Annotated in this window: 18 protein-coding genes; 7 read left to right on the forward strand and 11 right to left on the reverse strand. The window is 69.5% G+C overall.

Annotated features, from left to right (window positions below; translation table 11 throughout):
• Positions 1 to 122: 122 nt before the first annotated feature.
• Genes ACSQ25_RS09555 through ACSQ25_RS09565 form a run of 3 tightly spaced genes read right to left on the reverse strand, consistent with a single transcriptional unit; the run spans position 123 to position 4,529 of the window.
• Positions 123 to 2,537 (reverse strand): ABC transporter permease, encoded by a 2,415-nt coding sequence (locus tag ACSQ25_RS09555; RefSeq protein ID WP_436105456.1) that lies wholly within the window; start codon positions 2,535 to 2,537, stop codon positions 123 to 125.
• Positions 2,538 to 2,547: 10 nt separating this feature from the next.
• The gene (locus ACSQ25_RS09560; protein ID WP_436105457.1) at positions 2,548 to 3,228 is read right to left on the reverse strand and encodes an ABC transporter ATP-binding protein; all 681 of its coding nucleotides are present in this window, start codon (positions 3,226 to 3,228) and stop codon (positions 2,548 to 2,550) included.
• A 17-nt stretch (positions 3,229 to 3,245) separates the two neighbouring features.
• Positions 3,246 to 4,529: an efflux RND transporter periplasmic adaptor subunit gene (locus ACSQ25_RS09565; protein WP_436105458.1), complete on the reverse strand. Its 1,284-nt coding sequence runs from the start codon at positions 4,527 to 4,529 to the stop codon at positions 3,246 to 3,248.
• Between the two features lie 214 nt (positions 4,530 to 4,743).
• Between ACSQ25_RS09565 and ACSQ25_RS09570 the strand changes: the two genes are divergently transcribed.
• Positions 4,744 to 6,099 carry a sigma-54-dependent transcriptional regulator gene (locus ACSQ25_RS09570; RefSeq protein ID WP_436105459.1) on the forward strand — a complete coding sequence of 452 codons (1,356 nt, stop codon included), beginning with the start codon at positions 4,744 to 4,746 and terminating at the stop codon, positions 6,097 to 6,099.
• Positions 6,089 to 7,333 carry a sensor histidine kinase gene (locus ACSQ25_RS09575; RefSeq protein WP_436105460.1) on the forward strand — a complete coding sequence of 415 codons (1,245 nt, stop codon included), beginning with the start codon at positions 6,089 to 6,091 and terminating at the stop codon, positions 7,331 to 7,333. The genes ACSQ25_RS09570 and ACSQ25_RS09575 overlap by 11 nt, the downstream gene beginning before the upstream one ends.
• Here ACSQ25_RS09575 and ACSQ25_RS09580 read toward each other — a convergent pair.
• On the reverse strand, positions 7,323 to 8,108 hold the full coding sequence (locus tag ACSQ25_RS09580; RefSeq protein ID WP_436105461.1) for an AraC family transcriptional regulator: 786 nt from the start codon (positions 8,106 to 8,108) through the stop codon (positions 7,323 to 7,325). The two genes, ACSQ25_RS09575 and ACSQ25_RS09580, sit on opposite strands and share 11 nt — an antisense overlap.
• Before the next feature lie 89 nt (positions 8,109 to 8,197).
• On the opposite strand from ACSQ25_RS09580, the gene ACSQ25_RS09585 reads away from it, so the two are divergent.
• Entirely contained in the window at positions 8,198 to 9,409 is a 1,212-nt protein-coding gene (locus tag ACSQ25_RS09585; protein ID WP_436105462.1) for an MFS transporter, read from the forward strand.
• A gap of 124 nt (positions 9,410 to 9,533) precedes the next feature.
• Positions 9,534 to 10,223, forward strand: coding sequence for a GIY-YIG nuclease family protein (locus ACSQ25_RS09590; RefSeq protein ID WP_436105463.1), 690 nt, complete (start codon positions 9,534 to 9,536; stop codon positions 10,221 to 10,223).
• Between the two features lie 29 nt (positions 10,224 to 10,252).
• Here ACSQ25_RS09590 and ACSQ25_RS09595 read toward each other — a convergent pair whose 3' ends face one another.
• The 4 genes from ACSQ25_RS09595 to ACSQ25_RS09610 all read right to left on the reverse strand — a co-directional run bounded on the left by ACSQ25_RS09595 (position 10,253) and on the right by ACSQ25_RS09610 (position 12,561).
• Positions 10,253 to 10,747: a FadR/GntR family transcriptional regulator gene (locus ACSQ25_RS09595; RefSeq protein ID WP_436105464.1), complete on the reverse strand. Its 495-nt coding sequence runs from the start codon at positions 10,745 to 10,747 to the stop codon at positions 10,253 to 10,255.
• 95 nt (positions 10,748 to 10,842) lie between these two features.
• Entirely contained in the window at positions 10,843 to 11,676 is an 834-nt protein-coding gene (locus tag ACSQ25_RS09600) for a hypothetical protein (RefSeq protein ID WP_436105465.1), read from the reverse strand.
• Positions 11,677 to 11,733: 57 nt separating this feature from the next.
• The gene (locus tag ACSQ25_RS09605) at positions 11,734 to 12,126 is read right to left on the reverse strand and encodes a hypothetical protein (RefSeq protein ID WP_436105466.1); all 393 of its coding nucleotides are present in this window, start codon (positions 12,124 to 12,126) and stop codon (positions 11,734 to 11,736) included.
• A gap of 27 nt (positions 12,127 to 12,153) precedes the next feature.
• Positions 12,154 to 12,561, reverse strand: coding sequence for a hypothetical protein (locus ACSQ25_RS09610; RefSeq protein ID WP_436105467.1), 408 nt, complete (start codon positions 12,559 to 12,561; stop codon positions 12,154 to 12,156).
• A 177-nt stretch (positions 12,562 to 12,738) separates the two neighbouring features.
• Between ACSQ25_RS09610 and ACSQ25_RS09615 the strand changes: the two genes are divergently transcribed.
• Positions 12,739 to 16,479: a PAS domain-containing protein gene (locus ACSQ25_RS09615; protein WP_436105468.1), complete on the forward strand. Its 3,741-nt coding sequence runs from the start codon at positions 12,739 to 12,741 to the stop codon at positions 16,477 to 16,479.
• A 1-nt stretch (position 16,480) separates the two neighbouring features.
• Here the strand turns inward: ACSQ25_RS09615 and ACSQ25_RS09620 are convergent, their stop codons facing one another.
• Both ACSQ25_RS09620 and ACSQ25_RS09625 read right to left on the reverse strand, forming a co-directional pair.
• On the reverse strand, positions 16,481 to 19,318 hold the full coding sequence (locus ACSQ25_RS09620; RefSeq protein ID WP_436105469.1) for a hybrid sensor histidine kinase/response regulator: 2,838 nt from the start codon (positions 19,316 to 19,318) through the stop codon (positions 16,481 to 16,483).
• 79 nt (positions 19,319 to 19,397) lie between these two features.
• A complete protein-coding gene (locus ACSQ25_RS09625) occupies positions 19,398 to 19,853 on the reverse strand; it encodes a MarR family winged helix-turn-helix transcriptional regulator (RefSeq protein WP_436105470.1) in 456 nt (151 codons plus the stop codon).
• 166 nt (positions 19,854 to 20,019) lie between these two features.
• Here ACSQ25_RS09625 and ACSQ25_RS09630 point away from each other — a divergent pair, with 166 nt between their 5' ends.
• The gene (locus ACSQ25_RS09630) at positions 20,020 to 21,921 is read left to right on the forward strand and encodes a glycosyltransferase family 2 protein (RefSeq protein ID WP_436105471.1); all 1,902 of its coding nucleotides are present in this window, start codon (positions 20,020 to 20,022) and stop codon (positions 21,919 to 21,921) included.
• Here the strand turns inward: ACSQ25_RS09630 and ACSQ25_RS09635 are convergent.
• Positions 21,918 to 23,159 carry a metal-dependent hydrolase gene (locus ACSQ25_RS09635; RefSeq protein WP_436105472.1) on the reverse strand — a complete coding sequence of 414 codons (1,242 nt, stop codon included), beginning with the start codon at positions 23,157 to 23,159 and terminating at the stop codon, positions 21,918 to 21,920. The two genes, ACSQ25_RS09630 and ACSQ25_RS09635, sit on opposite strands and share 4 nt — an antisense overlap.
• A gap of 140 nt (positions 23,160 to 23,299) precedes the next feature.
• On the opposite strand from ACSQ25_RS09635, the gene ACSQ25_RS09640 reads away from it, so the two are divergent.
• Positions 23,300 to 24,850 (forward strand): methyl-accepting chemotaxis protein, encoded by a 1,551-nt coding sequence (locus ACSQ25_RS09640; protein ID WP_436105473.1) that lies wholly within the window; start codon positions 23,300 to 23,302, stop codon positions 24,848 to 24,850.
• The last annotated feature ends 64 nt before the right edge of the window (positions 24,851 to 24,914 follow it).

Genomic DNA, 24,914 nt, shown 5'->3' on the forward strand with positions numbered 1-24,914 from the left:
ATCGTGTCTCCCATGTATAAGCTCAGTTTGCCTTTTGAGCAATATTGCGCCCCCAACTCAGCCATTGTTTAGCTGGTTTACTAAACAGGAGGCCGGATGCGCTGGGCATCCGGCCGTCGCTATTACTCGCGCAGCGCCTGCGCCGGCCGGATCTGCATCGCCGCCGCCGCATGGCGGGCCGTCGAGCCCATCGCCACCAGCGCCGCTACCACCAAGGCTCCCGCCAGGGTCCAGGCCCCGACCGGCGCCTGCTCGGTAAAGCTGGCGAGATAGCGCTGCACCGCCACGAAGGCCACCGGCAGCCCGAACAGGGCGCCGATCCCGATCAGCACCACGAATTCGCGCGCCACCAGGCGGCCGATGGCGGAATGGCCGGCGCCGTACAGCTTGCGCAGCACGATCTCGCGTGCCTTGCGCTGGACGCTGTAGGCCGCCAGCACGTAGATGCCGAAGGCGGCGATGGCGGTGGCGATGACGCTCGACGCGGCCAGCAGCTTGGCCAGGCGCAGGTCGTCCGCATAGCTCGACGCGAACATGGCTGCCATGCGCTGCACCTCCAGCACGTCGTTCGGGAAGTAGCGCGGCCACAGTTCCTCGATGGCGCGCTGGACCGCCGCCCCATCCTGCTCGGCGCGGACGGTGAAGACGCCGGTGCGCTCGCCCAGGAAGTAGACCGTGGCCTGCATCTCCTCGTGGGCCGAGCGGTGGCGGATGTCCGGCACCACGCCGAGCACCTGCATGACGTCATTGTCGTGCGGGGTGCGGACGAACTTGCCGACCGCATCCTGGGCGCTGGCGAAGCCGAACTTGCGCACCGCGGCCTCGTTGATGACGATCTTGTTCTCGTCCTGGGGCTTGTCGCGCGCTGCCTCATATGCCCGTCCGGCCGCCGGCTTGATCCGGTAGACCCCGAAGAATTCCGGGCTGACCCGGGACCAGTTGATCTCGATCGGGGCGCCGCCGTCGCGCTGCAGGGCGGTGCTGTTGAAGTTGACGGTGACCGGGGCGTCGCTGACGGCCACGCCGGACACGCCCGGCAGCCGCGCGAGGGCGTCGCGGAAGGCGCGCACGTTGGCGCTGCGCATGTCGTCGGCGGTCGGCACGATCAGCAGCGGGGCCGCGTCGAAGCCGGGATCGAGGTTGCTGGCGTAGCGGGTCTGCCAGGCCACCGCCAGGGTCAGGCTGGTCAGGCCCATCGCGGTGGCGAACTGCAGCACCGTGAGGACGCGGCGCAGGCGCAGGCCGCCCACGGTCTCGCTGTTGCCGCGGCCGGCCAGGGCCGAGGTCGGGCGTACCTTGATGGCCGACCAGGCCGGATAGGCGCCGGCCAGCACGCCGACGAACACGCCCAGCAGCACGCTCAGGCCGAGCGAGGCGGGGGTGAACATGCGGTCCAGCTTGCGCTGCACCAGGTCGGAGAATACCGGCAGCAGCAGCCAGGCCAGCAGCAGGCCGATGGCGGTCGCGATCAGGCACACCAGCACCGACTCGGCCAGGAAGTGGCGGCTCACCGCCTGGGTGGAGGCGCCGAGGACCTTGCGCACCGCGATCTCGCGCTGGCGGCGCAGGGTGCGCACGGTCGCCAGGTTGACGTAGTTGGTGGCGGCCAGCACCAGGATCAGCACGCCCACCGCGGCCAGGCCGAAGATGGTCTTGCGGTCGCCGTGGGTCGAAGTCGTCCCCTTGATCAGCGGGTCGAGGTAGGCTTCGCTCAGGGGGCCGAGGCGGAAATCGATCATGTCGCGGCCGTTCAGGGACGCGATCTGCTCCGCGCTCTGGCGCTGGTAGAAGCTGGAGGCCAGCATGGCGCGGCGCACCGCATCGAGCGCCGTCCGCGGATCGGCACCGGGCAGCAGCTTGACGTAGACGCCGCCGTGCGAGGACCCCCAGTTGGTGGTGACGAGCTCGCGGTACTCCGGATGCCAGATCGAGGTCTTGCTGCCTGCCAGCGACGCAAAGGGCAGGGTGGTGGCGGCCGGCTGGTCTTCCAGCAGCGCCAGCACCTGGTAGGGCTGGCCCGCCACCTGCACCGTCTTGCCGACCACGTCGACGTTGCCGAACAGCTTGACCGCGGTCTCGCGGGTCAGGGCCAGCGCATCCGGGCGGGCCAGCGCGGCGGCCAGGTCGCCGGCGACGACCGGCGGGTTGAAGATGCGGCGGAAGTCGGGGTCGACCACGGTCAGGCTGATGGTCTGTACCTGGGCATTGCCATTGACGACCGAGCGCACGTCGATGTCGCGCTCGATGAAGGCGCTGGCCAGCAGCGGCGCGCCGCTGGCGACGATGGCGTCGCGCGCGGGCAGGCTGGTCGAATCGTTCCAGTTGCCGCTCGCGCCCGAGGTATTCCATTTCTGCATGAGGCGGTAGATTTGCTCACGCTGCGGCACGTGGCGGTCGTAGGACAGCGAATGGGCCACGTAGCCAAGCAGCAGGAAGCAGGCGGCGAAGCCGACCGCCAGCCCCAGCACCACCACGGCCGAGTAGCTGGATTCCTTGACCAGCAGGCGCCAGCCGATGCGGAAATCACGAAGAATCATCAATGGCTCCTCATGCCGCCTGCAGGGCGTCGACCACCACGCGGCCGTCGACCAGGTGCAGGGTGCGCGAAGCCTGGGCCGCGTGCGCGGGCGAGTGGGTGACCATGACCACGGTGGTGCCTTCAGCGTTGATGTTGCGCAGCAGGCGCATCACCTCGTCGCCATGGGCGGTGTCCAGGTTGCCGGTCGGTTCGTCGGCCAGCAGCATGGCCGGTTCGGCCACCAGGGCGCGCGCGATCGCGACGCGCTGCTGCTGGCCGCCCGACAGCTGCGAAGGGCGGTGCTTGGCGCGGTGCGCCACGCCGAGGCGGTCCAGCATGGCGTCGACGCGGCGGCGCCGTTCCGCGGCCGGGGTGCCGGTGTACTCCAGTGCCAGTTCGACGTTCTCGAACACGCTCAGCTCCTCGATGAGATTAAAGCTCTGGAAGATGAAGCCGACCCTCCCGCGGCGCAGCGCGTTCAGGCGTGCCTCGCTCCAGCCGGCCACGTTCTGGCCTTCGAAGAAGTAGTCGCCTTCGTTGGGCACGTCCAGCAGGCCGAGCACGCTCAGCAGGGTGGACTTGCCGCAGCCGGAAGGCCCGGTGATGGCGACGTATTCGCCGGCCGCGATGTCGAGGTCGACGCGGTCGAGGGCGCGGGTCTGGACTTCGCCCGCGAGGTGGATCTTGGAGACGCCCCTGAGTTTCAGCATGCTGCTTCCTTTCGCTTTTATTGGTTGACCTGGAGCTGCTCGGCCTTGCCGAACGGCCCGTAACTGGAAATGATGACCTGCTCGCCGGCGGCCAGGCCCGACAGGACCTCGACGTGGCTGTTGTTGCGGCGGCCCAGGCGCACCGGGCGCTTTTCGGCGCGGCCGCTGGCCTGGTCGACCACGAACACCCAGGCGCCGCCGGTGTCGTTCACGAAGGCACCGGTCGGCAGCAGCAGGGCCTGGACCGACTGGCCCAGGGTCAGCTGGGCGTCCAGGCTCTGGCCCGGGCTGATCACGGCCGGCTGGTCCTTGGTAAACACCATCTCGGCGGTGAAGCGGCCTTCGCGGATCTGCGGGAACACCGCGCTGACCTGCAGCGGGTAGGCTTTGCCGTCCTGGCTCACGCTGCCGGGCAGGCCGCGTGTGATGCGGCTCAGGTAGAACTCGTCGATCTGGACCGACAGCTTGAAGCGCTTGGGGTCGTCGATGCGGCCGATGTTCTGGTTCGGCTGCACGGTCTGGCCCACCTGCAGGCGGAAGTCGGTCAGCATGCCGGCCGCCGGGGCGCGCACCGCCAGCGCATCGACGGTGGCGCTGACCAGCTGCAGGCCGGAAGCCAGGCCGTCGATGGCGGTTTCCATCTGCTGCAGGCCGCGCTGGCGCACGCTTTCTTCGGTGTCGAAGCGGCGCCGCTCGTTGTCCAGGGTGCGGCGCTGCTGCGCCAGCCTGTCGGCGGATTCTTCCAGCGCCACCGCCGAGATGAAGCCCTGCTGCGACAGGCGGCTGTTGCGGGCATGCTGCTTCTCGGCCTGCTGCACCGCGAACTCCGCGTCCGACAGGCGGCGGCGATGCTCGCTGCGGCTGGTTTCCTGGGCCACGCGCAGGTTCGCCAGGTTGGAGATCTGCTGGGCGTGCTCGGCCTGGCGCTCGAGCAGGGCCAGGTTGCGCTGCGGGTTGGACAGGCGGAACAGCAGCTGGCCCTTGTCGACCGACTGGCCGTCCTGCACCAGCACTTCCTCGACGCGGCCGGATTCGACCGAATCGAGCATGATCGAATTCAGCGGCTGGGCGGTGGCGCGCACCACGATGTCGTCGCGGAAGATGCCGTTGGCGGCGCTTGCCACGCGCAGGTCGGCGGCGGCCACCTGCAGGCCGTGCGGCATGAAGTGCCAGGCGCCGGCGCCGAAGGCGGCCAACAGGGCCAGGGTGACGCCGGCGCGTACATAGAGCTTGCTGCGGCGCTTGGGTACCACCGCATCCATGGCGGCGCCGGTGACGGCTTGGGGAGGGAGTCGGTCCATGTTCTTGACGTTTCTGTGAGACTGGTTTGCGATGCCTCAGTCATCGCAACTTCCGTGCCACCCGCTTTTTCGCCCCTTGGCACAGGGTTTCGGACAAAAGTGTCCGGATCCGGACAGGTATGCATGTTCGCAGGCGGACAGCTGTCCGGCCGACGATCACTTGCCCTTTCTGCGCTGCTAGAATGCGCTTTGTTTCTACCTGCGCCCACCCTGCATGCTTCCTTCGACCGCATCCATCCTGATCCTCGACGACGACGCCGACGTCGCCTGCGCCGCGCAGATGCTGCTGCGCCGGCGCCATGGCCGGGTCGCGACCCTGGACGACCCGCGTGGACTGGAAGCGCAGCTGGCGGATGGTGTTCCCGACCTGGTGCTGCTCGACCTGAACTTCACTCCCGGCCGCATCGACGGCGCCGAGGGCCTGGCTGTACTCGACCGCCTGCGCGCGCTGCCGCGGCCGCCGGGTGTGATCGCGCTGACCGCCTATGCCGACATTCCGCTGGCGGTCGAGGCGCTCAAGCGCGGCGCCAGCGACTTCATCACCAAGCCCTGGGACAATGCGCGCCTGGTGGCGGCGGTCGACGGCGCGCTGGCGCGCCGGGCGGCATCCGCGCCGGCCGCTTCCGCCGCCCCGGCCGCCTCGCCGCTGATGGGCGAGTCCGGCCCGATGCGCGAACTGCGCGCGATGATCGCCGCCGTCGCGCCGACCGAGGCGAATGTGATGGTGCTGGGCGAAAACGGCGTCGGCAAGGAACTGGTGGCACGCGCCATCCACGCGGCCTCGAAGCGTGCCGGCGCCACCTTCCTGGCGGTGGACATGGGCGCGCTGCCGGAATCGACCTTCGAAAGCGAATTGTTCGGCCACCGCAAGGGTTCCTTCACCGATGCCAGGACCGACCGCGCCGGACGCTTCCAGGCCGCGCGCGGCGGCAGCCTCTTCCTCGACGAGATCGGCAACATGCCGCTCGGCGCCCAGGCCAAGCTGCTGACCGCGCTGGAGCGGCGCGAAGTCACGCCGCTGGGCGCCGACCGCGCCGAGGCGATCGACGTGCGCATCATCAGCGCCACCAACCTGGACGAGGCGCGATTGTTCGATCCAGCGGTGTTCCGGCCCGACCTGCTGTTCCGCCTGAACACCATCGTGCTGCGCGTGCCGCCGCTGCGCGAGCGCCGCGAGGACATTCCGCAACTGCTGCACCACTACCTGTCGCTGTACGAACAGCAGTACGGGCGCCCGGTGCGCGAGCTGGCGCCGAATGCGCAGGATGCCTTGTGCGCCTGGTCCTGGCCCGGCAACGTGCGCGCGCTGCGCCATGCCTGCGAGCGCGCGGCGATCCTGGCGGCCCAGCCGGAATACCGCTTCGAAGACTTCGGCCTGGCCGCGCCGGCAGCCGTTCCCGTTGCCGTGCCCGAGCCAGCGCAGCCCGAGGAATTCAGCCTCGGCACGCTGGAACGCGAGACCATCGCCGCCGCCCTCGACAAGGCCAAGGGCAACATCAGCCTGGCGGCGCGCATGCTGGGCCTGAGCCGCGCCGCGCTGTACCGCAAGCTGGGCAAGCATGGCATCTGAGCCGCGCGAGGGGCAACTGAAGGCCAGCGTCCTGCTGTGCGTGGCAGGCGTCGCGGCGCTCGGTTTCGGCGCGGGCATGGTCCACGATTCCCCGCGCCTGGTGGTGCTGTGCGGCCTGGCGGCGCTGCCGCTCATGTTCAGGCTGTGGCGCTGCCTGGACCGCCTGGCCATGCTGCGCCATCCCAAGCCGCCGGAACCGAAGGCCGTGCTCAGCATCGAGCAGCAGCACCTGGTCGACAATGCGCTGGCGCTGGAGACCAGCCTCGAACACGCGCCGATCGCGCTGTTCCGCATCGACGGCGCCCACGGGGAAGGCAAGGTGGCGCCCCTGAACGGCAATGCGCGCAAGCTGGTCGCGCCGGGCCGCGCCAGCGATCCGGCGGCGCTGTACCGGCAGCTGGCGGAAGAAGCCTTGGAGCGCCGCACCCTGATCCAGTTCGACACCGAGCGCGGGGCCGAGCGTGCAATGCTGGCGGTATCGCTACTGTCGCTGCAGGGCAGCGCCCAGCGCCTGGCGGCCCTGATGCCGGTCGAGAGCGAGCTGGAAGCGGAGGCCCTGAACGCCTGGCGCCAGCTGGTGCACGTGCTGACCCACGAGATCATGAATTCGCTGACCCCGGTGGCCTCGCTGTCGCGCACCGCGCGCGACATGCTGGAGGATTGCCGCGAGGCCTTGCCGCCGGATGTCGGGCATGACCTGGTCACCGCCCTGGACGCCATCAGCCGGCGCGCCGACAGCCTGGCCGACTTCGTGACCAGCTACCGCAGCCTGTCGAACGTTCCGGCCGCGCGGCCGGAACGGATTCTTGTCGCCGGCCTGTTCGAACGGGTGCGCGCACTGGTGTCGCCTGCCTGGCGTTCCCGTGGCGGCGAAGTGCAGTTTTCGGTGGAACCCGGCTCGCTCGAGCTGGTGGCCGATCCGGGGCAGCTGGAGCAGGCCTTGATCAACCTGCTGAAGAATGCCTTCGAGGCCAGCGCCGGCGTCGCCCGGGGCGGGGCCCGCGTCAGCGCAAGGCTGGTGCGCGGCGGACGGCTGCGCATCGAGGTGGCCGACGACGGCCCCGGCGTGCCGCCCGACCTCGTCAAGCACATCTTCACGCCCTTCTTCACGACCAAGAAGCAGGGCGGCGGCATCGGGCTGGCGATGGTGCGCCACCTGGTGCACGAGAACGGCGGCACGGTGCGCTATGCGCGGCCGGTCGGCGCGGGCGCGCGCTTCATCATCAGCTTTTGATGCGGTCGTCCGCGAAGAAGGCGGAAGGCGTGGTCCCGAAGGTTTTCCTGAACATCGCCGTGAAGGCCGACTGGCTGGCGTAGCCGAGCTGCTGGGCCACCTGCCACAGCGGCATGCCGCGTGCGATCAGCGAGGCGCCATGGGCCAGGCGCACCTGCTGGCGCCACTGGCCGAAGCTCATGCCCAGCTCGCGCTCGAACAGGCGCGCCAGCGTGCGTTCGGAGGCGCCGACGGCCGGTGCCCAATCCGCGAGGGTCCGGGTGTCGCCGGGAGCGTCGATCAGCGCCTGGCACAGGCCCCTGAGCCGTTTGTCGGCCGGCAGCGGGACGCGGATCGGGCGCGAGGGCGCGCGGGCCAGCTCGTCCAGGATCAGCTCCCCCAGCAGTTCGGCGCGCTCCGGTGCCCGCGGCTGGTCGCCCGGTTCGAGGGCGGCGATCAGTTCGCGCAGCAGGCTGCCCACCTCCACCACGCGGCAGCGCTCGCCCCGGAACGGGTCGCGCGTGGCGTGGATCCGCAAGGGACTGAGGCAGGCCGCTTCCAGCATCGTCACTTCATGGACGACGTGCGGCGCGATCCAGATCGCGCGCTGGGGCGGGACGATCCAGCTGCTGTTTTCCGCGCTCACCCGCATCATGCCGTTGTGCGCATAGGTCAGCTGCCCCCACTCGTGGCTGTGGGCGCCGACCGAGACGTCGGCTGGCAGGTCGCGTGCATACAGGCAGACCGGGCGCTCGCCGGTGGGGCCCGGTCCCGGAGTAGGTGGCAGGGTGCGCATGGCAGGTTCTCGATAAATCTTGACACGCTATCTTAAATCGGACGCGCGAAACCTGCTTACACTGGCTTTTTCGACCGAAGGGGCAGGGGATGAGCAAAGAGAACAACAGCATGCGCCACGACGCGCGGGTGATCGGCCTGGTGGGCCTGGCGCACGGTACCTCGCACTTCTATCACCTGATCCTGGCGGCCCTGATCCCCTGGCTCAAGCCGGCCTTCAAGCTGACTTACACCGAGCTTGGTCTCCTGATGACGGTGTTCTTCGTGGTGTCGGGAATCGGGCAGGCCTTGGCCGGCTTCGTGGTCGACCGGGTCGGCGCGCGCGCCGTGCTGTTCTACGGCATGTCGATGCTGGGCGTGTCGGCGCTGGTACTGTCCGGCGCCGACAGCTACGCCGGCCTGCTGGCGGGAGCGCTGCTGGCCGGCTGCGGCAATGCGATCTTCCACCCGGCCGACTACACGCTGCTGAACCAGCGCGTCTCGCGCGAGCGGCTGGCGCACGGCTTCTCGGTGCACGGCATCAGCGGCAACATCGGCTGGGCGGCCGCGCCGGTCTTCCTCGCCTCCATCGCGGCCAGCCAGGGCTGGCGCATCGCCCTGCTGTCGGCGGCGGCAATCCCGATGGTGGTGCTGGCGCTGCTGGTGCTGAACCGCCACGTCCTGTATCCGGATCCGATCGTGCGCCAGGGTGCTGCAACTCAGGGTGATACGCTCGGCTTCCTCAAGCTGCGCGCGGTGTGGCTGTGCTTCGGCTTCTTCCTGCTGACGGCGGTGGCGCTGGGCGGCATCCAGAGCTTCGCGACCATCAGCCTGGAATCGCTGTACGGGATCTCGCATGCGCTGGCCACCAGTTCCTACACCGCATACATGCTCGCCTCGGCGCTGGGCATGCTGGCCGGCGGCTTCCTCGGCGCGCAGTCGAAACATCACGACCGCACCGTGGCCCTGGCGTTTTCGGCGGCGGCCCTGCTGGCGCTGGTGCTGGCGGCGGGCGCCGGTCCGTCCTGGATGGCGCTGCCGCTGATGGGCCTGATCGGCCTGTGCTCGGGTGTGGCGGGACCCTCGCGCGACCTGATGATCCGCGCCGCCGCGCCCCAGGGCGCAACCGGCCGGGTGTACGGCGTCGTGTATTCGGGACTGGACAGCGGGCTGGCGATCGGCCCGCTGCTGTTCGGGCTGGTGATGGATGCGGGACGGCCGGGCTGGGTGTTCGCCGGCGTGGCCCTGTTCCAGGCGCTGGCGATTGCCACTGCGGTGGGCGTGGGCGGGACGACCCGCTCAAAACGGCTGGCGGTGGCATAGCGAGCCGGCCGCTCCTGCTTCCCTTGTCAGACAGAGTTTGATCTCATACAAGCAAACAATTGACGTGTTGCGTATTGTCGAGGGCTTCGGGCGCTACAGAGCCCTTACTTAAGGATCTTTTCCCATGTCCGCAGGTTACCTCTACATCCTGAGCAATCCCGCCCTGTCGTCCGACGTCTTCAAGATTGGGCTGACCGAGGCGCTGCCCGAAGAGCGGGCGGCAGAACTGAGCCGTCAATCCGCCATCCCCCTGCAATTCACATTGGAATGGCACATACCGGTCGAGAACGTGGTCGTGGCGGAGCGTCGGGTACATTTGCTGCTGGACGAACGGCGTGTCAATCCGGCCAAAGAATTCTTCAGGCTGCCCCTGGCGGAAGCGAAAGCGATGTGCGTCGCGATCGCGGAGTACGAACAGGAAGACGGCAGCATCAGCAGCGAGATCGGCCTGAGCGACCGCCTCCTGGGGGCACACTATTCGCCAGGCCGCTCGGTGAAAAGGCAATTGCTGATTTACCTGATGATGGGCGGCACTACGAACAACACGGCCTTGGATCGATTGATGCGCGAGCGGCGCGGCGTCGCCGACGGATTCCTGACCGCCCCACAGGTCTGCGACTATTTCCGGGTCGGCAACAGGGCGGCTTCACGCACGATGCGCAGCCTGGCACAGCAGGGCACAGCTACCTCATGCCGACGTTTCGACGATCCAACGGGAATAGTTGTATTCGACTTTGTCCGCTACCACAAAGGACATCTGGCCTGGCGTTTTACGGACGATTTTCGCCAGCATTTCCGGAATCCGAAGTTCTGAGCAGTCCGACGGTTCTGCGTCGGCGACGGCTATCCGTTGGAGGCGGCTTTCTCTTCCTCGTCTGCTTCGTGGCGGGCGACATGCAGGATCGAGATGTCGAAGTGATAAGACATAGCGGACACGGCGCCCATGGCGTCGCCAGCGCAGATCCGGTCCACCACCGCTTCATGGGCGTCGATCACGCGCGTCAGTTCGCTCTCGCTGCGGCGGTCGTCGAAATGGATGCGCGACGAGGGCTCGACCGGGGTGCGCAGGGCGGCCAGCAGGATGCTGTTGAGCGGATTGCCGCTGGCCTCGGCAATGACCGTATGAATTGCCGTGTCGCAGGCGACGCGGCGTGCATGGTCGGAACCGGCCGAGCGCATCTGCACCACCAGTTCGCGCAGCTGGCGCCGCTGTTCCGGGGTGGCGTAGCGTGCCGCCAGCTGGGCCGACTGCAGTTCGATGGCGCGGCGCGTCTCGATGACGTGGGCCACGCTCACCTGCGCCGTGGTGAGCGCGTAGTCGAATACTTGCGCCAGCACGTGCGGGTCGATCGCCTTCAGGCGCGGCTTGCGCCCGCCCTCGATCTCCAGGATGCCCAGCGCCGCCAGCGTTGCGCTGGCTGTGGCGGGATTGACTAGCGGACCACGTCGATGGCAGGCTCCGATGCCGTCGTGCTGCCGAGTTCCACCAGGTGGGTGAAGGGCCCGCGGCCGCGGTCCGGGGCCGGTGTAATGCGCGGCACGGCCAAGGGCGTGCCGCCGTCTTCCTCGCCGTGCACCCGGCAGTCGGGCATGCAGGCGAAGAAGGAGCCGCGCGAGCGCTCGTTGCCGATCGAGACCGGTGTCAGGTCGCGCAGCAGTACGCCCATTGGCGTCGGGATGGGGACGGGCAGCTCTCGGGCGTCGAAAGGCTTCAGCCGGTTGTGCATGTTGCCGGTGAGGGCAATGACAAGGGACTGCTGTCCGGCCAGCGCCGCCTCGCGCACGCGGGCGGCCATGTGTTCGTCGCGGCTGCCCGGCGCGGCGCGCGGCTTGTCGATCGTGATCGCCCGCACAGGCTTGCCCTGGGCGCGCCAGAGCCGCGCCTGCTCGATCAGGACCAGCATCGCGCCGCTCGAGCGGCCGTCACGGATCTTTTGCCAGAAGGGGGAGTTGGCGGTCAGTGCGCGGGCCGCCTGGGCGTCGCCGCTTGACGCCAGGTAAGCTGAAAGCCGCGCCTCTTCCTCATGCGGAATTTCGAGGGCCAGCGTCACAGGACGGCCGCCGTCCAGGGCCTGGCAGGCCAGGCGCGCCACCAGCGCCGGATATTCATGGGTGCCGTGCATTTCGCCGACCAGGATGATGCGCGCCGTGCGCGCGAGCCGCTGCGGATCATCCACCGGCCCGCAACCGTCGGGCAGCGCCGCCAGTGCAATGGCTGGCGTCAGGCCGATGAGCAGTCCGCTCCACAGGGTCAAGAGTGCGCGCATTGGTTCTCTCCGTATCGTGTGATCGGAGAAGTGTAGCGCACCGGCGCAGCCGGAAATCTATCCGATTCTTATGTTCGCGCGTGCCTGCTGTGCCGGCGGCGGCGCCGTTTGCGGCGTCTCCGGCTGCGGCGCTGCCGGCATTGCGCGGGCGTCGCGGATGATCGTCAGGATGCTGCGCACGCAGGCCAGGGTCGGCACCCCGGTCTGGGCGTCGGCGCCCTTGGCGTAGGCACGGGCGATGCGGGTCGCCACCGGCGCGCCGTCCTGGACTTGCTCGCGGTACAGGCGGATCAGGGTGACCACCGTTTCGTGCAGCATGTGTTGCGCACCGCGCGCGATGTTGCGTCCATTGCCGGCCTCGCGTATCGAGTCGGCGACGATCTGTTCGAGCTGGCGTTCGGCCCTGCCGATGAGCATGGCGACCTGGCCGGGAGTGAAGCTGATACGCATGCGTCTACCTCGTCTTCGGTGTTGGGTTCATGCCGCTTCCTCGCAGGCGAGCCTGCCTGGCCCCGCGCGGGCGGACGCTGCCTTCGGCAGGATCCGCGAGGGCCGTACGCGCGGCGGCGGGGGCGGCGGGGCGAAGGGCCGGATCTGCGTCAGGGTGCCGTCGAAGGGCGTCACCGTGTCGTCGATCTGCCGGATCTCGTCCGCCGCGTCGACTCCGGTGCCTGCCAGGTAGTGGGCAATCGCGATTCTGACAAGCATACGGTTGGTGAGTTCGGCCTTGAGCCCGACTTTCCGGCTGTGGTACTGATAGGTCGAGGTCAGGCCGTCCGGCCCGGTGATCTCGACCTTCTTCGGCAGCGAGAATCCGTAGCGACCGCTGGCCCAGAGTTTCACCAGGCACTCACCGCTGGTTGGGGTTGAAAAGCTGAAGTTCATGAATAAATCGTAATCCCGGCTGAGCGACTGCACGATTCAAAATTGTTCCAAACCGTAACGGGCGAAACATTCGTTTCCGAGCGTCATGGGAAGGTGCGTGGTGCTTTCCTGCAAGACAGGGTGCCTCCGGGTAGCTGGGCTATACTGTCCGCCACCTCAACCTGACTTGATGACGCCATGCTGCCTGCCGATTGCGACAAGCTGATGTCCGCGCCGGCAGCCTTCCTCTCCGGCGGCGGCGAAATGGGCGCACTGATGCGTGCCTGCGACTGGAGCGCCACGCCCCTGGGCGAGCCGGCGGGCTGGCCCACCGCCCTCAAGACCACGCTGCGCCTGCTGCTGACCTCGAACCACCCGATGTTCATCTGGTGGGGGCCGGAACTCATCCAGTTCTATAACGACGCCTACCGCGCCACGCTGGACACGCGGCGCCACCCGGCGGCGCTCGGCCAGCGCGGGCGCGCCTGCTGGGAAGAGGCATGGCCGATCATCGGGCCCCAGATCGAACAGGTGATGCGCGGCGGCGGCGCGACCTGGCACGAAGACCACCTGGTGCCGCTGGTTCGCGACGGCGTGCTGTCCGATGCCTGGTGGACCTACGGCTACAGTCCGATCGAGGACGACAGCGGCGTGCGCGGCGTGCTGGCGATCTGCAAGGACGTCACCTCGGAACACCAGACCCGGGCTGCCCTGGCGGCGGCGAAGATGCGCAGCGACGTCGCGCTGGCGGTGTCCGAGCACCAGCTGGAACGCCAGCTCGGCGACTGGCAGCAGCTGCATGCGATGAGCGAGCGCCTGCTCGAGGAACGCACGCTCTCCGGCCAGTTCGACATCGTGCTGCGCGCGGTCACGCAGCTGCATGGCTGCCACCGGGGCGTGGTCTCGCTCTACGATGCCGGCGCCGGCGGCCTGGTGACCCAGGCCAGCCAGGGCCTCGACGAGGCCGGCCTGGCCGCGCTGCGCTGCGTGCCTGTCGGCGCGGGCGCCTGCGGCACCGCGTTCCGGGACAAGCGCCGCATCGTCGTTGCCGACACGGCCACCGACCCGCTGTACGCCGAGTACCGCGGCTTCGCCCTGGAACAGGGCATCAAGGCGCTGTACAGTACGCCGTTCTTCGCCAACGACGGCAGCGCCCTGGGCGTGATCAGCATGTACTTCTCCGATCAGCGCGTGCCGGACGAACGCGAGATGCAGCTCACCGACATCTGCGCGCGCCACCTGGCGCCGATCGTCGAACGCGAGCGCACCCAGGCGCAGCTGCACCGGGAACAGCAGCGCAGCCATCACATCCTGCAGACCCTGCAGGATGGCTTCGTGCTGATGGACCGGGACTACCGCATCCTGCAGATCAATGCCGCCGGCGTCGCCATGGACGGGCGCTCCGCCGCCCGGATCGTCGGCCGCACGCATTGGGAGGTCTGGCCGGGCTCGGAACGGCAGGCGGCCGGGGAGCTGTACCGGCGCGTGATGCGCGAGCGCGTCGCCGCCGACATGCCGGTGTCCTACGAGTGCGACGGGCAGACGCGCTGGTTCAGCGTGCACGCCTACCCGTATGAGGACGGCCTTGCGGTGCTGTACCGCGACATCACGCGCCAGCGCGAAACCGAGCGCGAGCTCCAGGAGCTGGGCCGCGAGTCGGAACAGCGGCGCCGCCTGTACGAGACCTTCCTGTCCAACACCCCGGATCTGGCCTATGTATTCGATCCCGAGCACCGCTTCACCTATGCCAACGACGTGCTGCTCAAGCTCTTGAACCGCAGCTGGGAAGAAGCGATCGGCAAGACCTTCCTGGAGCTGGGCTACGAAGCCTGGCATGCCGAGATGCACGACCGCGAGATCGAGCAGGTCAAGGCAAGCCGGGCGCCGATCAAGGGTGTGGTGCCCTTCGACGGCGGCTTGGGGCGCCGCATGTACGAGTACATCTTCGTGCCGGTGATGGGGCCGGACGGCGAGGTCGAGGCGGTGGCGGGCACCACGCGCGACATCACCGAGCGCCTGCTGTCCGAAGAAGCGATCCGCCAGAGCGAGGAACGGTTCCGCTCGCTGATCGTGGCAACCACCCAGATGGTATGGCATTGCGGGCCGGACGGCGCCATCGAAGCCGATTCGCCGACCTGGCGCGCCTACACCGGCCAGACCTACGACGAGTGGAAGGGCTTTGGCTGGCTGGATGCCGTGCATCCGGACGACCGCGCGGCTTCGCTGGCGCACTGGCGTGCCTGCGTCGCCCGGCGCATCCCCTACGAGTCCGAGCAGCGCCTGCGCACGGCGGGCGGCGAGTACCGCTGGACCGTCGGGCGCGCGGTGCCGATCTTCGGCGAGGACGGTGCGATCCGCGAGTGGGTGGGCACCACCACCGACATCCATGACCGCCGCCAGACCGAGCTCGATCGCCAGCGCTTCGTGACGCTGGCCGAACGCAGCGAAGACTTCATCGGCATGGCCGGCCTCGATCTGCGGCCCTTCTTCCTGAACCGGGCCGCGGTGCGGCTGGTCGGGGCGGAAACGCTCGAGGAAGCGCTCGCCACGCCGGTGCAAGGCTTCTTCTTCCCCGAGGACCGCGACTTCATTACGCGGGAATTCCTGCCGCGCGTCGCGCGCGAAGGACACAGCGAGACCGAAGTGCGGATGCGCCACTTCCGTACCGGGGCGGCGATCTGGATGATCTATACGGTCTACGTGATCCGCGACCAGCAGGGCCAGCCCGAAGGCTATGCCACGGTCAGCCGCAACATCACCGAGCGCAAGCTGGCCGAGGAACGCCTGCGCCAGGCCACGGTGGACCTGCAGGACGCCAACAACCGCAAGACCCGCTTCCTGGCGACGCTGGCGCACGAGCTGCGCAATCCGCTGGCCCCGCTGCGCACCGGGCTCGACCTGATGCAGCTGCCGGGCAGCAGCCCGCAGACGCTGACCCGGGCGCGCACGATGATGGACCGCCAGCTGCGCCAGATGGTGCACCTGATCGATGACCTGATGGACATCGCACGCATCGACAGCGGCAAGATCGAACTCAAGCGCGAACGCGTCGCGCTGCGCCAGGTCATCACGATCGCGGTCGAGGGCGTGATGCCGATGATGGAAGCGGCCGGGCACCGGCTGGATGTCGAGGTCCCCGAGGAAGCGTTGTGCTTGGATGCCGACCCGACCCGGCTGGCGCAGGTCCTGACCAACCTGCTCACCAACGCCTGCAAGTACACGCCGCCGGGCGGCGTGGTGACGCTGTCGGCGCGCACCGGCGGCGCCGGCAGCGCCGTGGTCGCGGTGCGCGATACCGGCATGGGCATTCCGCCGGACGCGCTGGAAAGCGTGTTCGACATGTTCAGCCAGGTGTCGCAGAACATCGGCCGCGCCCAGGGCGGGCTCGGGATCGGCCTGGCGCTCGTGCGCAGCCTGGTGCAGATGCATGGCGGGTCCATCCATGCCGAGAGTGCCGGGATGGGGCAGGGCAGCTGCTTCACGCTGCGCCTGCCGCTGGCGCCGGCCTCCCTGCCTGCCGGCGGGAACGGTCCGGACGGCCGCGGCGCCATGCTGGCCGGTCCGGCGGCCGGCATGCCGATCCTGGTCGCTGACGACAACGTCGATGCGGCGACCATGCTCGCCGCCGTGCTGGAGGCGCGCGGGTACCGGGTGACGCTGGCGCACGACGGACGCGCCGCGTTGGCGCTGGCGCAGGAAGCCCGCTTCGAGCTGGTGATCCTCGACATCGGCATGCCGGGCCTGTCCGGCTACGAGCTGGCGCGCGCCTTGCGCCGGCTGCCGCACCTGGACGGTGCGCTGCTGGCCGCGCATACCGGCTGGGGCGCGGAGCACGACCGCAGCGAGGCGACGGCCGCCGGCTTCGACGCCCACCTCACCAAGCCCGCCGGGCTGGAAGAGATCGACGCGCTGCTCGGCCGGCTGGCCGCGGCAGGCTGAGTCAGGCCCGGAACCTCAGCGCGCCGTCCGGCGCCCGTTCGACGATCTCCGCCAGCTTCGCCAGGTCCACCGGCTTGACGAAATGCTGGTCGAAGCCCGCCGTCTTGGCCAGCACCCGGTCGTGCGCCTGGCCGTAGCCGGTGAGGGCGATCAGGACCGCCGGACGCCCGCGCGCGTCGTCGCGCAGGCGGCGCGCCAGGGCATAGCCGTCGATGTCGGGCAAGCCGATGTCGAGGATGAACACGTCCGGCCACGCGTGCCGGGCCTGCGCCAGGGCGTCGTGCGCATCGTGGGCCGTGGCGACCGTGTGCCCGAGCGAGCGCAGGACGTCCGCCAGCGACAGCGCGGCGTCGACGTTGTCGTCCACCACCAGGATGCGCCGCCCGGCCAGTGCGGCCGCCGGCGCCGCGGCGCTTGCTTCGTCGGTGGCCGTGCCCGCGGCGCCATCCACGACAGGCAGCGTGACCGTGAAGCTGCTGCCCTTGCCCAGCCCCTCGCTGTGGGCCGCGACCCGGCCCCCATGCAGCTGGACCAGGCTGTGCACCAGTGCCAGTCCGAGCCCGAGGCCGCCCTGGGAGCGGTCGGGCGTGCGCTCGGCCTGGGTGAACAGCCCGAACACGTGCGGCAGCATGGCGCGGTCGATGCCGATGCCGTTGTCGCGCACCGTGATCGTCACGCCGGCGTCCCCGGTCTCGACCGACAGCGCGATGCGTCCGCCCTGGGCGGTGTACTTGGCGGCGTTGTTGAGCAGGTTCACGACCACCTGCACCAGCCGGATGCGGTCGCCGTGCACCCAGCAGCGCCCCGGCGCCAGGTGCTGGTCGAGCGCATGGCCGCGCGCCTCGATCAGCGGGCGCGCCTGCTCGACCGCGCTGGCGAGCACCGACTTGATGTCGACCCGCTCGCGTTCCAGCTCCACCAGGCCGCGCGTCACGCGCGAGACGTCGAGCAGGTCGTCCACCAGCGAGGTCATATGCCGCACCTGGCGGATGATCACTTCGCTCGACTGGCGCACCCGCTGCGGGTCGAGCGCGGCCATCGACAGCAGCTGGGCGGCATTGCTGATCGGCGCCAGCGGATTGCGCAGTTCATGCGCCAGCATCGCCAGGAACTCGTCCTTGCGGCGCGCCTGCGCGCGCAGCTCCTCTTCGCCGGCCTTCTTGTCGTGGATGTCGGTCAGGGTGCCCATCCAGCGCGTGGCCTTGCCGGCCGCGTCGCGCAGGGGCAGGGCGCGGTTCAGCATCCAGCGCCAGTCGCCGGAATGGTGGACCAGGCGGTGCTCGACTTCGAAGGGCTCGTCGGTGGCCATGCTGTTGCGCCAGGCGGCGAGCAGGGCCGGGAGGTCGTCCGGATGGATGATGTCGACCCAGGCGTTGCCGGCGATCCGCTCGGCCGGCAGGCCAGTGAATTCGAGCCAGCGTGCGTTCAGGTAGTCGTTGGTGCCGCCCGCGCCGGCCGACCACGCGAGTTGCGGAATGGCGTCGGCGATCACGCGGAACTTGGCCTCGCTTTCCACCATCGCCCGCTCCGCCTCGACCTGGGCGCTGATGTCCATGTTGGCCGCGACCGCCCCCAGCAAGACGCCGTCGCGGTCGCGGATGGCGGCTGCGCGTACCAGGATCGTGCGGCGCAGACCGGGCTCGCCGAAGGGTTCGATCTCGACCACGCCGGCGGCCTGGTCCTCGCCCCGCAGCACGCGCGAGATCGGCCATTCATGCACCTGCAGGCGCTGTCCGGCGCGCGGCGACCCGGCCGGCCACCAGCCTTTCCATTCCGCGTATTCGTCCATGCTTTCCGACTGCGGGTAGCTGCCCCAGATCTGGCGGTTGGCGGCATTCGCCTTCAGCAGGCAGCCGGCCGGGTCGACGTAGATGATGCCCACCGGGGCGGCGTCGAGCAGCACGTCGAGCCGGCGCGCGCTTTCGTCGGCGCGCAGCGAGGCCGCCACCGCCTCGCGTTCGCTCGCGATGCGTGCCTCCTCGGCGTGTTTGCGCTCGGTGATGTCCACCGCGACGCCGGCAAAGCGGCGGCCCCCGGTCTCGGGATTGGCGAATACCTTGCCGCGCGCGTTGACCCAGACGTCGACGCCGGAACGCTGCGGGATGCGGTATTCGACGTCGTAGCGCGAATCCGTGATGATCGCGTGGTCGATCGCCGCCAGCACGGCGGGGCGGTCGTCGGGGTGGATCATGTCGGTGAAGCGCACCAGTTCCGTGCCCTCGCGCGCCAGCGCGGCATCGACCTGGAACAGGCGTGCGAAGCGTTCGTCCACGAAGGTGGCGGCGGTGTCGAGGTCATAGGACCAGGTGCCGATGTTGCCGGAGGCTTCGAGCGAGAGGGCGAGGTGTTCTTCCGCCTCCTTGTGGCGCGCCAGCGCGCGCACCTTGTCGCTCACTTCGATGACGGTGCCCAGCACGCCGCACACCGCGCCGGCCTCGTCGCGCACCGGGCTGTACGAGAACGTGAACCAGGCCTGCTCGCGCCTGCCATGGCGTTCCGCCATGACGGCGTAATTCTCGAACATGAAGGATTCGCCGTCGTACGCGCGCTGCACATAGCTGCCGACCGACTCCCAGGCCTCGGCCCATACCTCCGCCAGCGGCCGGCCGAGCGCCCTGGCCTCCTTGTCGCCCAGCAAGGGCAGGTAGGCATCGTTGTAAAACAGCGTGAAGTCCGGGCCCCAGGCCAGGAACTGGGGGAAGGACGAGCCCAGCACGATGCCGAGGGTCGTGCGCAGCGGCGCCGGCCAGGTCGCGACCGGTCCGAGCGGGTGCGCGCTCCAGTCGTGGGCGCGGATGCGGGCGCCGGTGGCGCCGCCGTTCGACAGGAAGGCAGGCATGGGTTCAGGTGGGTTCATCCGCCCAGGTAAAAGCGACAATGTTACTGAAAATCAAAAGAAGGCGGCGCCAGCCACGCCGCTAGCCGGCCTCGCCCGACGCGTGCAGGCCGCTGCCGACCACCGCCCGCATCATCCCGAGCAGCTGGGCGCCGCGATCCGCGCCGAACTGCTGGTCGAAGCGGGCCTGGGCGCGGCGCCAGGCCGGCAGGATGGCCTCGACCTTGTCGCGCCCGGCGTCGGTCAGTTCGATGACCCGTTCGCGGCGGTCCTGCTCGCTGGGACGGACCTGCACCAGCTGCTCGCGCACCAGCGGCTGCAGGTTGCGCGCCAGTGTGGTGCGGTCCATCACCATGTTCTGCGCCAGCTGGGTCACGGTGGCCGCGCGCGGCCTGAGCCTGGCGAGGATCGCGAACTGCGTCACGCGCAGGCCGGAGCCGGACAACATCTGGTCGTAGAACGAGGTGACGTAGCGCGAAGCCTGGCGCAGCGAGGAGCAGTAGCAGGCGGTGTCGGGGAGGGGCAGGTCGGAATCCATGCCGCGAGTATAGCCCTGGCGGCCCGCGCGTGGCGACACCTGCGGTGACGAGGGGTGCCTTGCTCACCCCTGAGCTGCCGCAAACGCGGCCGGGCGTCCCCTTCTAAGTTGGCATGGTCCTCCACCACCAGCCACCGTCATGGCCAGCGCGTTTTCAGAAACCGATATGTCCCCGGACGCGCCCCGGGTGAGCATCGTCATGCCCACCTTCGAGCAGTCCGCCTTCATCGGGCGTGCGCTCGACAGCCTGTGGGCGCAAAGCCGGCGCGACTGGGAGCTGGTCGTCGTCGACGACGGCTCGCGCGACGACACCGCCGTCGCGCTGGCGCCCTGGCTGGCCGACGCCCGGGTGCGCTATCTGCGCTTCGACGGCAACGGCGGGCTGGGCCGGGCCATCAACGCCGGCCTCGATGCCGCGCGCGGCGCACTGATCGCCTACCTGCCGAGCGACGACGTCTGGTACCAGGCCCACCTGGCGCAACTGGCGGCCTGCCTCGAGCGCGAACCCGGCGCCATGCTGGCCTATGCCGGCGTGCGCCACCATTACAATCGCAGCGCCGGCGGCATCATCCCGGGCGAATGCCTGCAGCTGGTCCAGTGCCTGCACCGGCGCACCGGACTGCGCTGGCGCGAGCGCGCCGAGCTCGAGAGCGACGACCTCGACCGCCTGTTCTGGAACGCCCTGCGCGCGGAGGGCAGCTTCGTGGCGTCCGGTGCGCTCAGCTGCGAGTGGGTCGACCATCCGGCCCAGCGCCACAAGCGCATGCGCGAACCGCTCGGCGGCATCAATCCCTTCCGCTCCTGTTACCGGGTGGCGGGGCCACTGCGCTTCCACACCAGCACCGGCAACCTGATCGACGAGGAGCGCCTGTACGCCGGGGCGCCTGCCGCCGCGGCGCCGGCAGCCCGCCAAGGCCTCAAGATCGTGCTGGCCGGCGAGCTCGCCTACAACGCCGACCGCGTGCTGGCGCTGGAAGCGCTGGGGCACCGGCTGTACGGCTTGTGGACGCCGGCGCCGGCCTGGTTCAACACGGTCGGGCCGCTGCCCTTCGGGCAGGTCGAGGAGCTGCCGCGCCAGGGCTGGCGCGAGGCACTGGCGCGCATCGAGCCCGACCTGGTGTACGCCCAGCTCAACTGGCAGGCGGTGCCCTTCGTCCATGAGGTGCTGATGCACACCCCGGACCTTCCCTTCGTCTGGCATTTCAAGGAAGGCCCCTTCATCTGTATCGAAAAGGGCACCTGGCCGCTGCTGGCCGACCTGGTGCGGCTGGCGGACGGCTGCATCTACAGCAGCCCCGAGATGCGCGACTGGTTTGCGACGGCCATCCCCCATTTGCCGGCAGGGCGCCCGGACCACGTGCTCGACGGCGACCTGCCGCGCCGCGCCTGGTTCACGCAGGAGCGCTCGCCCCTGCTGTCGGCCGCGACCGGACAGCTGCACACCGTGGTGCCGGGACGGCCGATCGGCCTGCATCCGCCCACCGTCGCCGAATTGGCGCGCCACGGCATCCACCTGCATTTCTACGGCGATTTCACCCAGGGCCAGTGGCGTGAATGGATCGCCAGGGCCGGCGCGCTGGCGCCCGAGCACCTGCACCTGCATCCGAACGTCGACCAGGACGGCTGGGTGCGCGAGTTTTCGCAGTACGACGCCGGCTGGCTGCACGTGTTTACAAGCGCGAACGGGGGCGAGATCCGGCGTGCCGGCTGGGACGACCTGAACATCCCGGCGCGGATGGCGACGCTGGCGGCGGCCGGGCTGCCGATGATCCAGCGCGAGAATGCCGGTGCCATCGTCGCGGCGCAGGCGCTGGCGCGCCGCCTCGGCATCGGGGTCTTTTTCGACAGCATCGACGGCCTCGCGCGCCAGTTATACGACGGCGTGCGCATGGCGGCCTTGCGCGAACGCGTCTGGCAGCTGCGCGAGCAGTTCTGCTTCGACGGCCATGCGCCCGCGCTGGTGGCATTCTTCGAACGCGTCATCGATCATGCCAGGCGGCAGGGACGGGCGCAGGCCAGGGCGCCGGGCCGGCGTGCAAGGCGCGCGCCGCCGTCCCGCGCAGGCTAGTGCGCCGGCCTGTCCTTCCAGCCGAGCAGGTCGGCGCGCGGGTAGCCCCAGGTGGCCAGCGGCGCCGGGCAGGGATCGGCCGTGCGGGCCGCATAAGGCAGGGTCGAGAAATTGGGCTGGTCCGGCGGACCGAAGCGGATGTCGGTGGCCGACCCGCCTGCCAGCGAGGGTACGCGGGCGAAGCGCAGCCAGGCGTCGAAGTGGCAGTTGGCCCGTTGCAGCGCGCGGAACCCGGCCAGGCTGCCGGTCTCGCTGTGCTTCCATGCCAGCACCCTTGCCGTGCTGCCGGGCACGCCGCCGAAGCGCGCCGGGCAGCTCGATACCGGCGTGATGCCGGGTGCCAGGCTGAGCACGCCCACGCGCACGCCATAGCTGCCGGCCGCCGGCCCTTCGGCAACAGTGGCGAATGACCAGCACAAGGGATTGGCCGGGAAGGAGGACAGGGCGATGTCGAGGGGACGGCTGCCAGGGGCGGCCCGCTCCAGCGCAGCGCGGATCTCGCCGCGCGCCAACTGGCCGGCCGCGGCCTGGATGCCGACGAAGCCGGCGCAGGCGAGCAGGGCGGCAACCAGACCGGCGCGCGCACCCAGCTTCCGGTTCGCCGCGCCGACGGCCAGCGCCGCCACGGCCAGTCCGGCCAGCGAGCCCCACTGGAGGTAGCCGAGCCAGGTGAACATGAGCGGCATGGCCGCGAACAGGACCAGTCCCGTCCTGCGCCAGGCGGCGCGCCGTGCCGGCAGGCCCAGGGCCAGTGCGACACCGAGGACGGTCCAGAACAGCGGCTCGATGATGAACACCAGGTCGCCGTACAGCCAGCGCGCATCGAAGGGGTGGAAGGGGTGGACGCCATACACGTTCAGGGCGTCGAAGGCCAGGTGCAGGACCATGCCGAGCAGGGCGGTGCCAAGCACGGCCCGGCGCGCGCCCGGGTCCTCGCGCAGCAGCCTGCGCGCACCCGGCCACAGCAGCCAGGTCAGGGCCAGCAGCAGGGCCACCTGCGGCAGCGCGTAGAGCAGGGTGTGGGTATGGCCGCGATGGTGGATCAGGTAGCCCAGCGGTGCCGGCAGCAGCGGCGTCAGCACCAGGTCCAGATCGGGGAAATTACTGGCCAGCATGCCGGTGAGCAGCAGGGCGCGGCGGCGGGTACGGCCCCGTGCCGGGTCGACCGGAGCGGGCAGGGCGCGCTCGACCAGCTCTCCGATTGCCAGACCGACAAGCGAATGGGTGATGTTGTCCATACCAGAAGCTTACACCATGACAACATTTGGCGACGATCAAGGACCTTCTCCGCCAAATTTGATCCAAGTCAAAAATTTTAAAAGATCGCTTGCTAGAATCGTGCGCTGAAATTTTGCCCGTAGGCAACTAGGAGAGCGTCGTGCGTAGCAACCAGCCGGTGACCGGCATCGAATACCTGTTGAAGGAAGGCCAGTCGATCGTTTCGAAGACCGACACCAAGGGCCGCATCATTTACGTCAACCCGAGCTTCATCGAAGTCAGCGGCTTCAGCGAGGACGAATTGCTCGGCAAGGCGCACAACATCGTGCGCCATCCGGACATGCCGCCGGAAGCCTTCGCCGACCTGTGGGCGACGCTGCAGGCCGGCGAGCCCTGGACCGGCCTGGTCAAGAACCGCCGCAAGAACGGCGATTTCTACTGGGTGGTCGCGAACGTGGTGCCGGTCAAGGAAGCCGGCCGCGTGACCGGCTACATGTCGGTGCGCACCGCGCCGAGCCGCGCACAGGTGGCGGCAGCCAGCGAGCTGTACCGCAAGTTCCGGGCCGGCGAAGCCAGGGGACTGGCGATCCGCCGCGGCGTCCCGGTCCACCTCGGCTGGCGTGCGCGCCTGGATGCGCTGCGCAGCCTGCCGCTGTCGCGCCGCCTCGGCATCATGATGGGCAGCCAGTCGCTGCTGATGGCGGGCCTCGGCATGGCTGCCGACGGCTTGGCCTGGAAGCTGCTGGCCGGCGCCGGCGTGCTGGCGACCTTGGCGGCCTGGGCCGAACTGCAGCGCAGCATCGCCCGCCCGCTGCGCGAGGCCACCGCCGCCGTCTATGCGCTGGCCGGCGGCGACCTGTCCCATCCCTGCACGCCAGGGCGCGACGACGAGATCGGCCGCCTGCAGCTGGCCCTGCGCCAGCTCAACGTCAACCTGAAGGCCATCGTCGGCGACGTGCGCCGCAACGTGGCCTCGATCGAACACGCCACCCGCGAGATCGCCGCCGGCAACGGCGACCTGGCCAGCCGCACCGAAGCCCAGGCGGCCAGCCTCGAGCAGACCGCGAGCAGCCTGGCACAGATCGCCGCGGCGGCCGGCCACAACACCGACAGCGCGGTGCGCGCCGATGGCCTGGTGGTGGCGGCCTCGAAGGTCGCCGGACGCGGCGGAGATGCGGTCGGTCGGGTGGGCGACACCATGGGCCACATCAGCAGCTCGGCCACCCGCATCGTCGACATCATCGGCCTGATCGACGGCATCGCCTTCCAGACCAATATCCTGGCGCTGAATGCGGCGGTGGAGGCGGCCCGGGCCGGCGAGCAGGGCCGCGGCTTCGCCGTGGTGGCGGGCGAGGTGCGCAGCCTGGCGCAGCGCTCGGCCGCGGCGGCCAAGGAGATCAAGGCCCTGATCGAAGCTTCTGTGCAGCACGTCGGCGACGGCAATGCGCTGGTGGGCGACGCCGGCCAGACCATGCGCGAGGTGGTGACCTCGGTACGCGAGGCAGCCGCCATCATGAACGGCATCACTGGCGCCAGCCGCGAACAGGGCGAGGGCATCGCCCAGGTCAATGCGGCCATGGCCCAGCTCGACCAGATCACGCGCGAGAACGCCACCCTGGTCGAGGAATCGGCGAATGCCTCGGCCAGCGTGGCCGACGAGGCCAGCCAGCTGGTGCAGGCGCTGTCGGTGTTCAAGCTCGACGGGAGATGACAGACTCTGCCATATTTGATGCAAGTCAAGGATTTCCAAGACACTGATCAATAAACTGCTTGTT

It is taken from the genome of Massilia sp. LjRoot122 (assembly GCF_964252725.1).
Classification (GTDB): Bacteria; Pseudomonadota; Gammaproteobacteria; order Burkholderiales; family Burkholderiaceae_D; genus Telluria.

Excerpts from the sequence above, each read along its gene's own strand:
- ACSQ25_RS09610 (WP_436105467.1), bottom strand. The coding sequence starts at position 12,561 with ATGAACTTCAGCTTTTCAACCCCAACCAGCGGTGAGTGCCTGGTGAAA.
- ACSQ25_RS09560 (WP_436105457.1), bottom strand. The coding sequence starts at position 3,228 with ATGCTGAAACTCAGGGGCGTCTCCAAGATCCACCTCGCGGGCGAAGTC.
- ACSQ25_RS09580 (WP_436105461.1), bottom strand. The coding sequence starts at position 8,108 with ATGCGCACCCTGCCACCTACTCCGGGACCGGGCCCCACCGGCGAGCGC.
- ACSQ25_RS09630 (WP_436105471.1), top strand. The coding sequence starts at position 20,020 with ATGTCCCCGGACGCGCCCCGGGTGAGCATCGTCATGCCCACCTTCGAG.
- ACSQ25_RS09570 (WP_436105459.1), top strand. The coding sequence starts at position 4,744 with ATGCTTCCTTCGACCGCATCCATCCTGATCCTCGACGACGACGCCGAC.
- ACSQ25_RS09585 (WP_436105462.1), top strand. The coding sequence starts at position 8,198 with ATGAGCAAAGAGAACAACAGCATGCGCCACGACGCGCGGGTGATCGGC.
- ACSQ25_RS09635 (WP_436105472.1), bottom strand. The coding sequence starts at position 23,159 with ATGGACAACATCACCCATTCGCTTGTCGGTCTGGCAATCGGAGAGCTG.
- ACSQ25_RS09575 (WP_436105460.1), top strand. The coding sequence starts at position 6,089 with ATGGCATCTGAGCCGCGCGAGGGGCAACTGAAGGCCAGCGTCCTGCTG.
- ACSQ25_RS09615 (WP_436105468.1), top strand. The coding sequence starts at position 12,739 with ATGCTGCCTGCCGATTGCGACAAGCTGATGTCCGCGCCGGCAGCCTTC.
- ACSQ25_RS09620 (WP_436105469.1), bottom strand. The coding sequence starts at position 19,318 with ATGCCTGCCTTCCTGTCGAACGGCGGCGCCACCGGCGCCCGCATCCGC.
- ACSQ25_RS09555 (WP_436105456.1), bottom strand. The coding sequence starts at position 2,537 with ATGATTCTTCGTGATTTCCGCATCGGCTGGCGCCTGCTGGTCAAGGAA.
- ACSQ25_RS09600 (WP_436105465.1), bottom strand. The coding sequence starts at position 11,676 with ATGCGCGCACTCTTGACCCTGTGGAGCGGACTGCTCATCGGCCTGACG.
- ACSQ25_RS09565 (WP_436105458.1), bottom strand. The coding sequence starts at position 4,529 with ATGGACCGACTCCCTCCCCAAGCCGTCACCGGCGCCGCCATGGATGCG.
- ACSQ25_RS09590 (WP_436105463.1), top strand. The coding sequence starts at position 9,534 with ATGTCCGCAGGTTACCTCTACATCCTGAGCAATCCCGCCCTGTCGTCC.
- ACSQ25_RS09605 (WP_436105466.1), bottom strand. The coding sequence starts at position 12,126 with ATGCGTATCAGCTTCACTCCCGGCCAGGTCGCCATGCTCATCGGCAGG.
- ACSQ25_RS09625 (WP_436105470.1), bottom strand. The coding sequence starts at position 19,853 with ATGGATTCCGACCTGCCCCTCCCCGACACCGCCTGCTACTGCTCCTCG.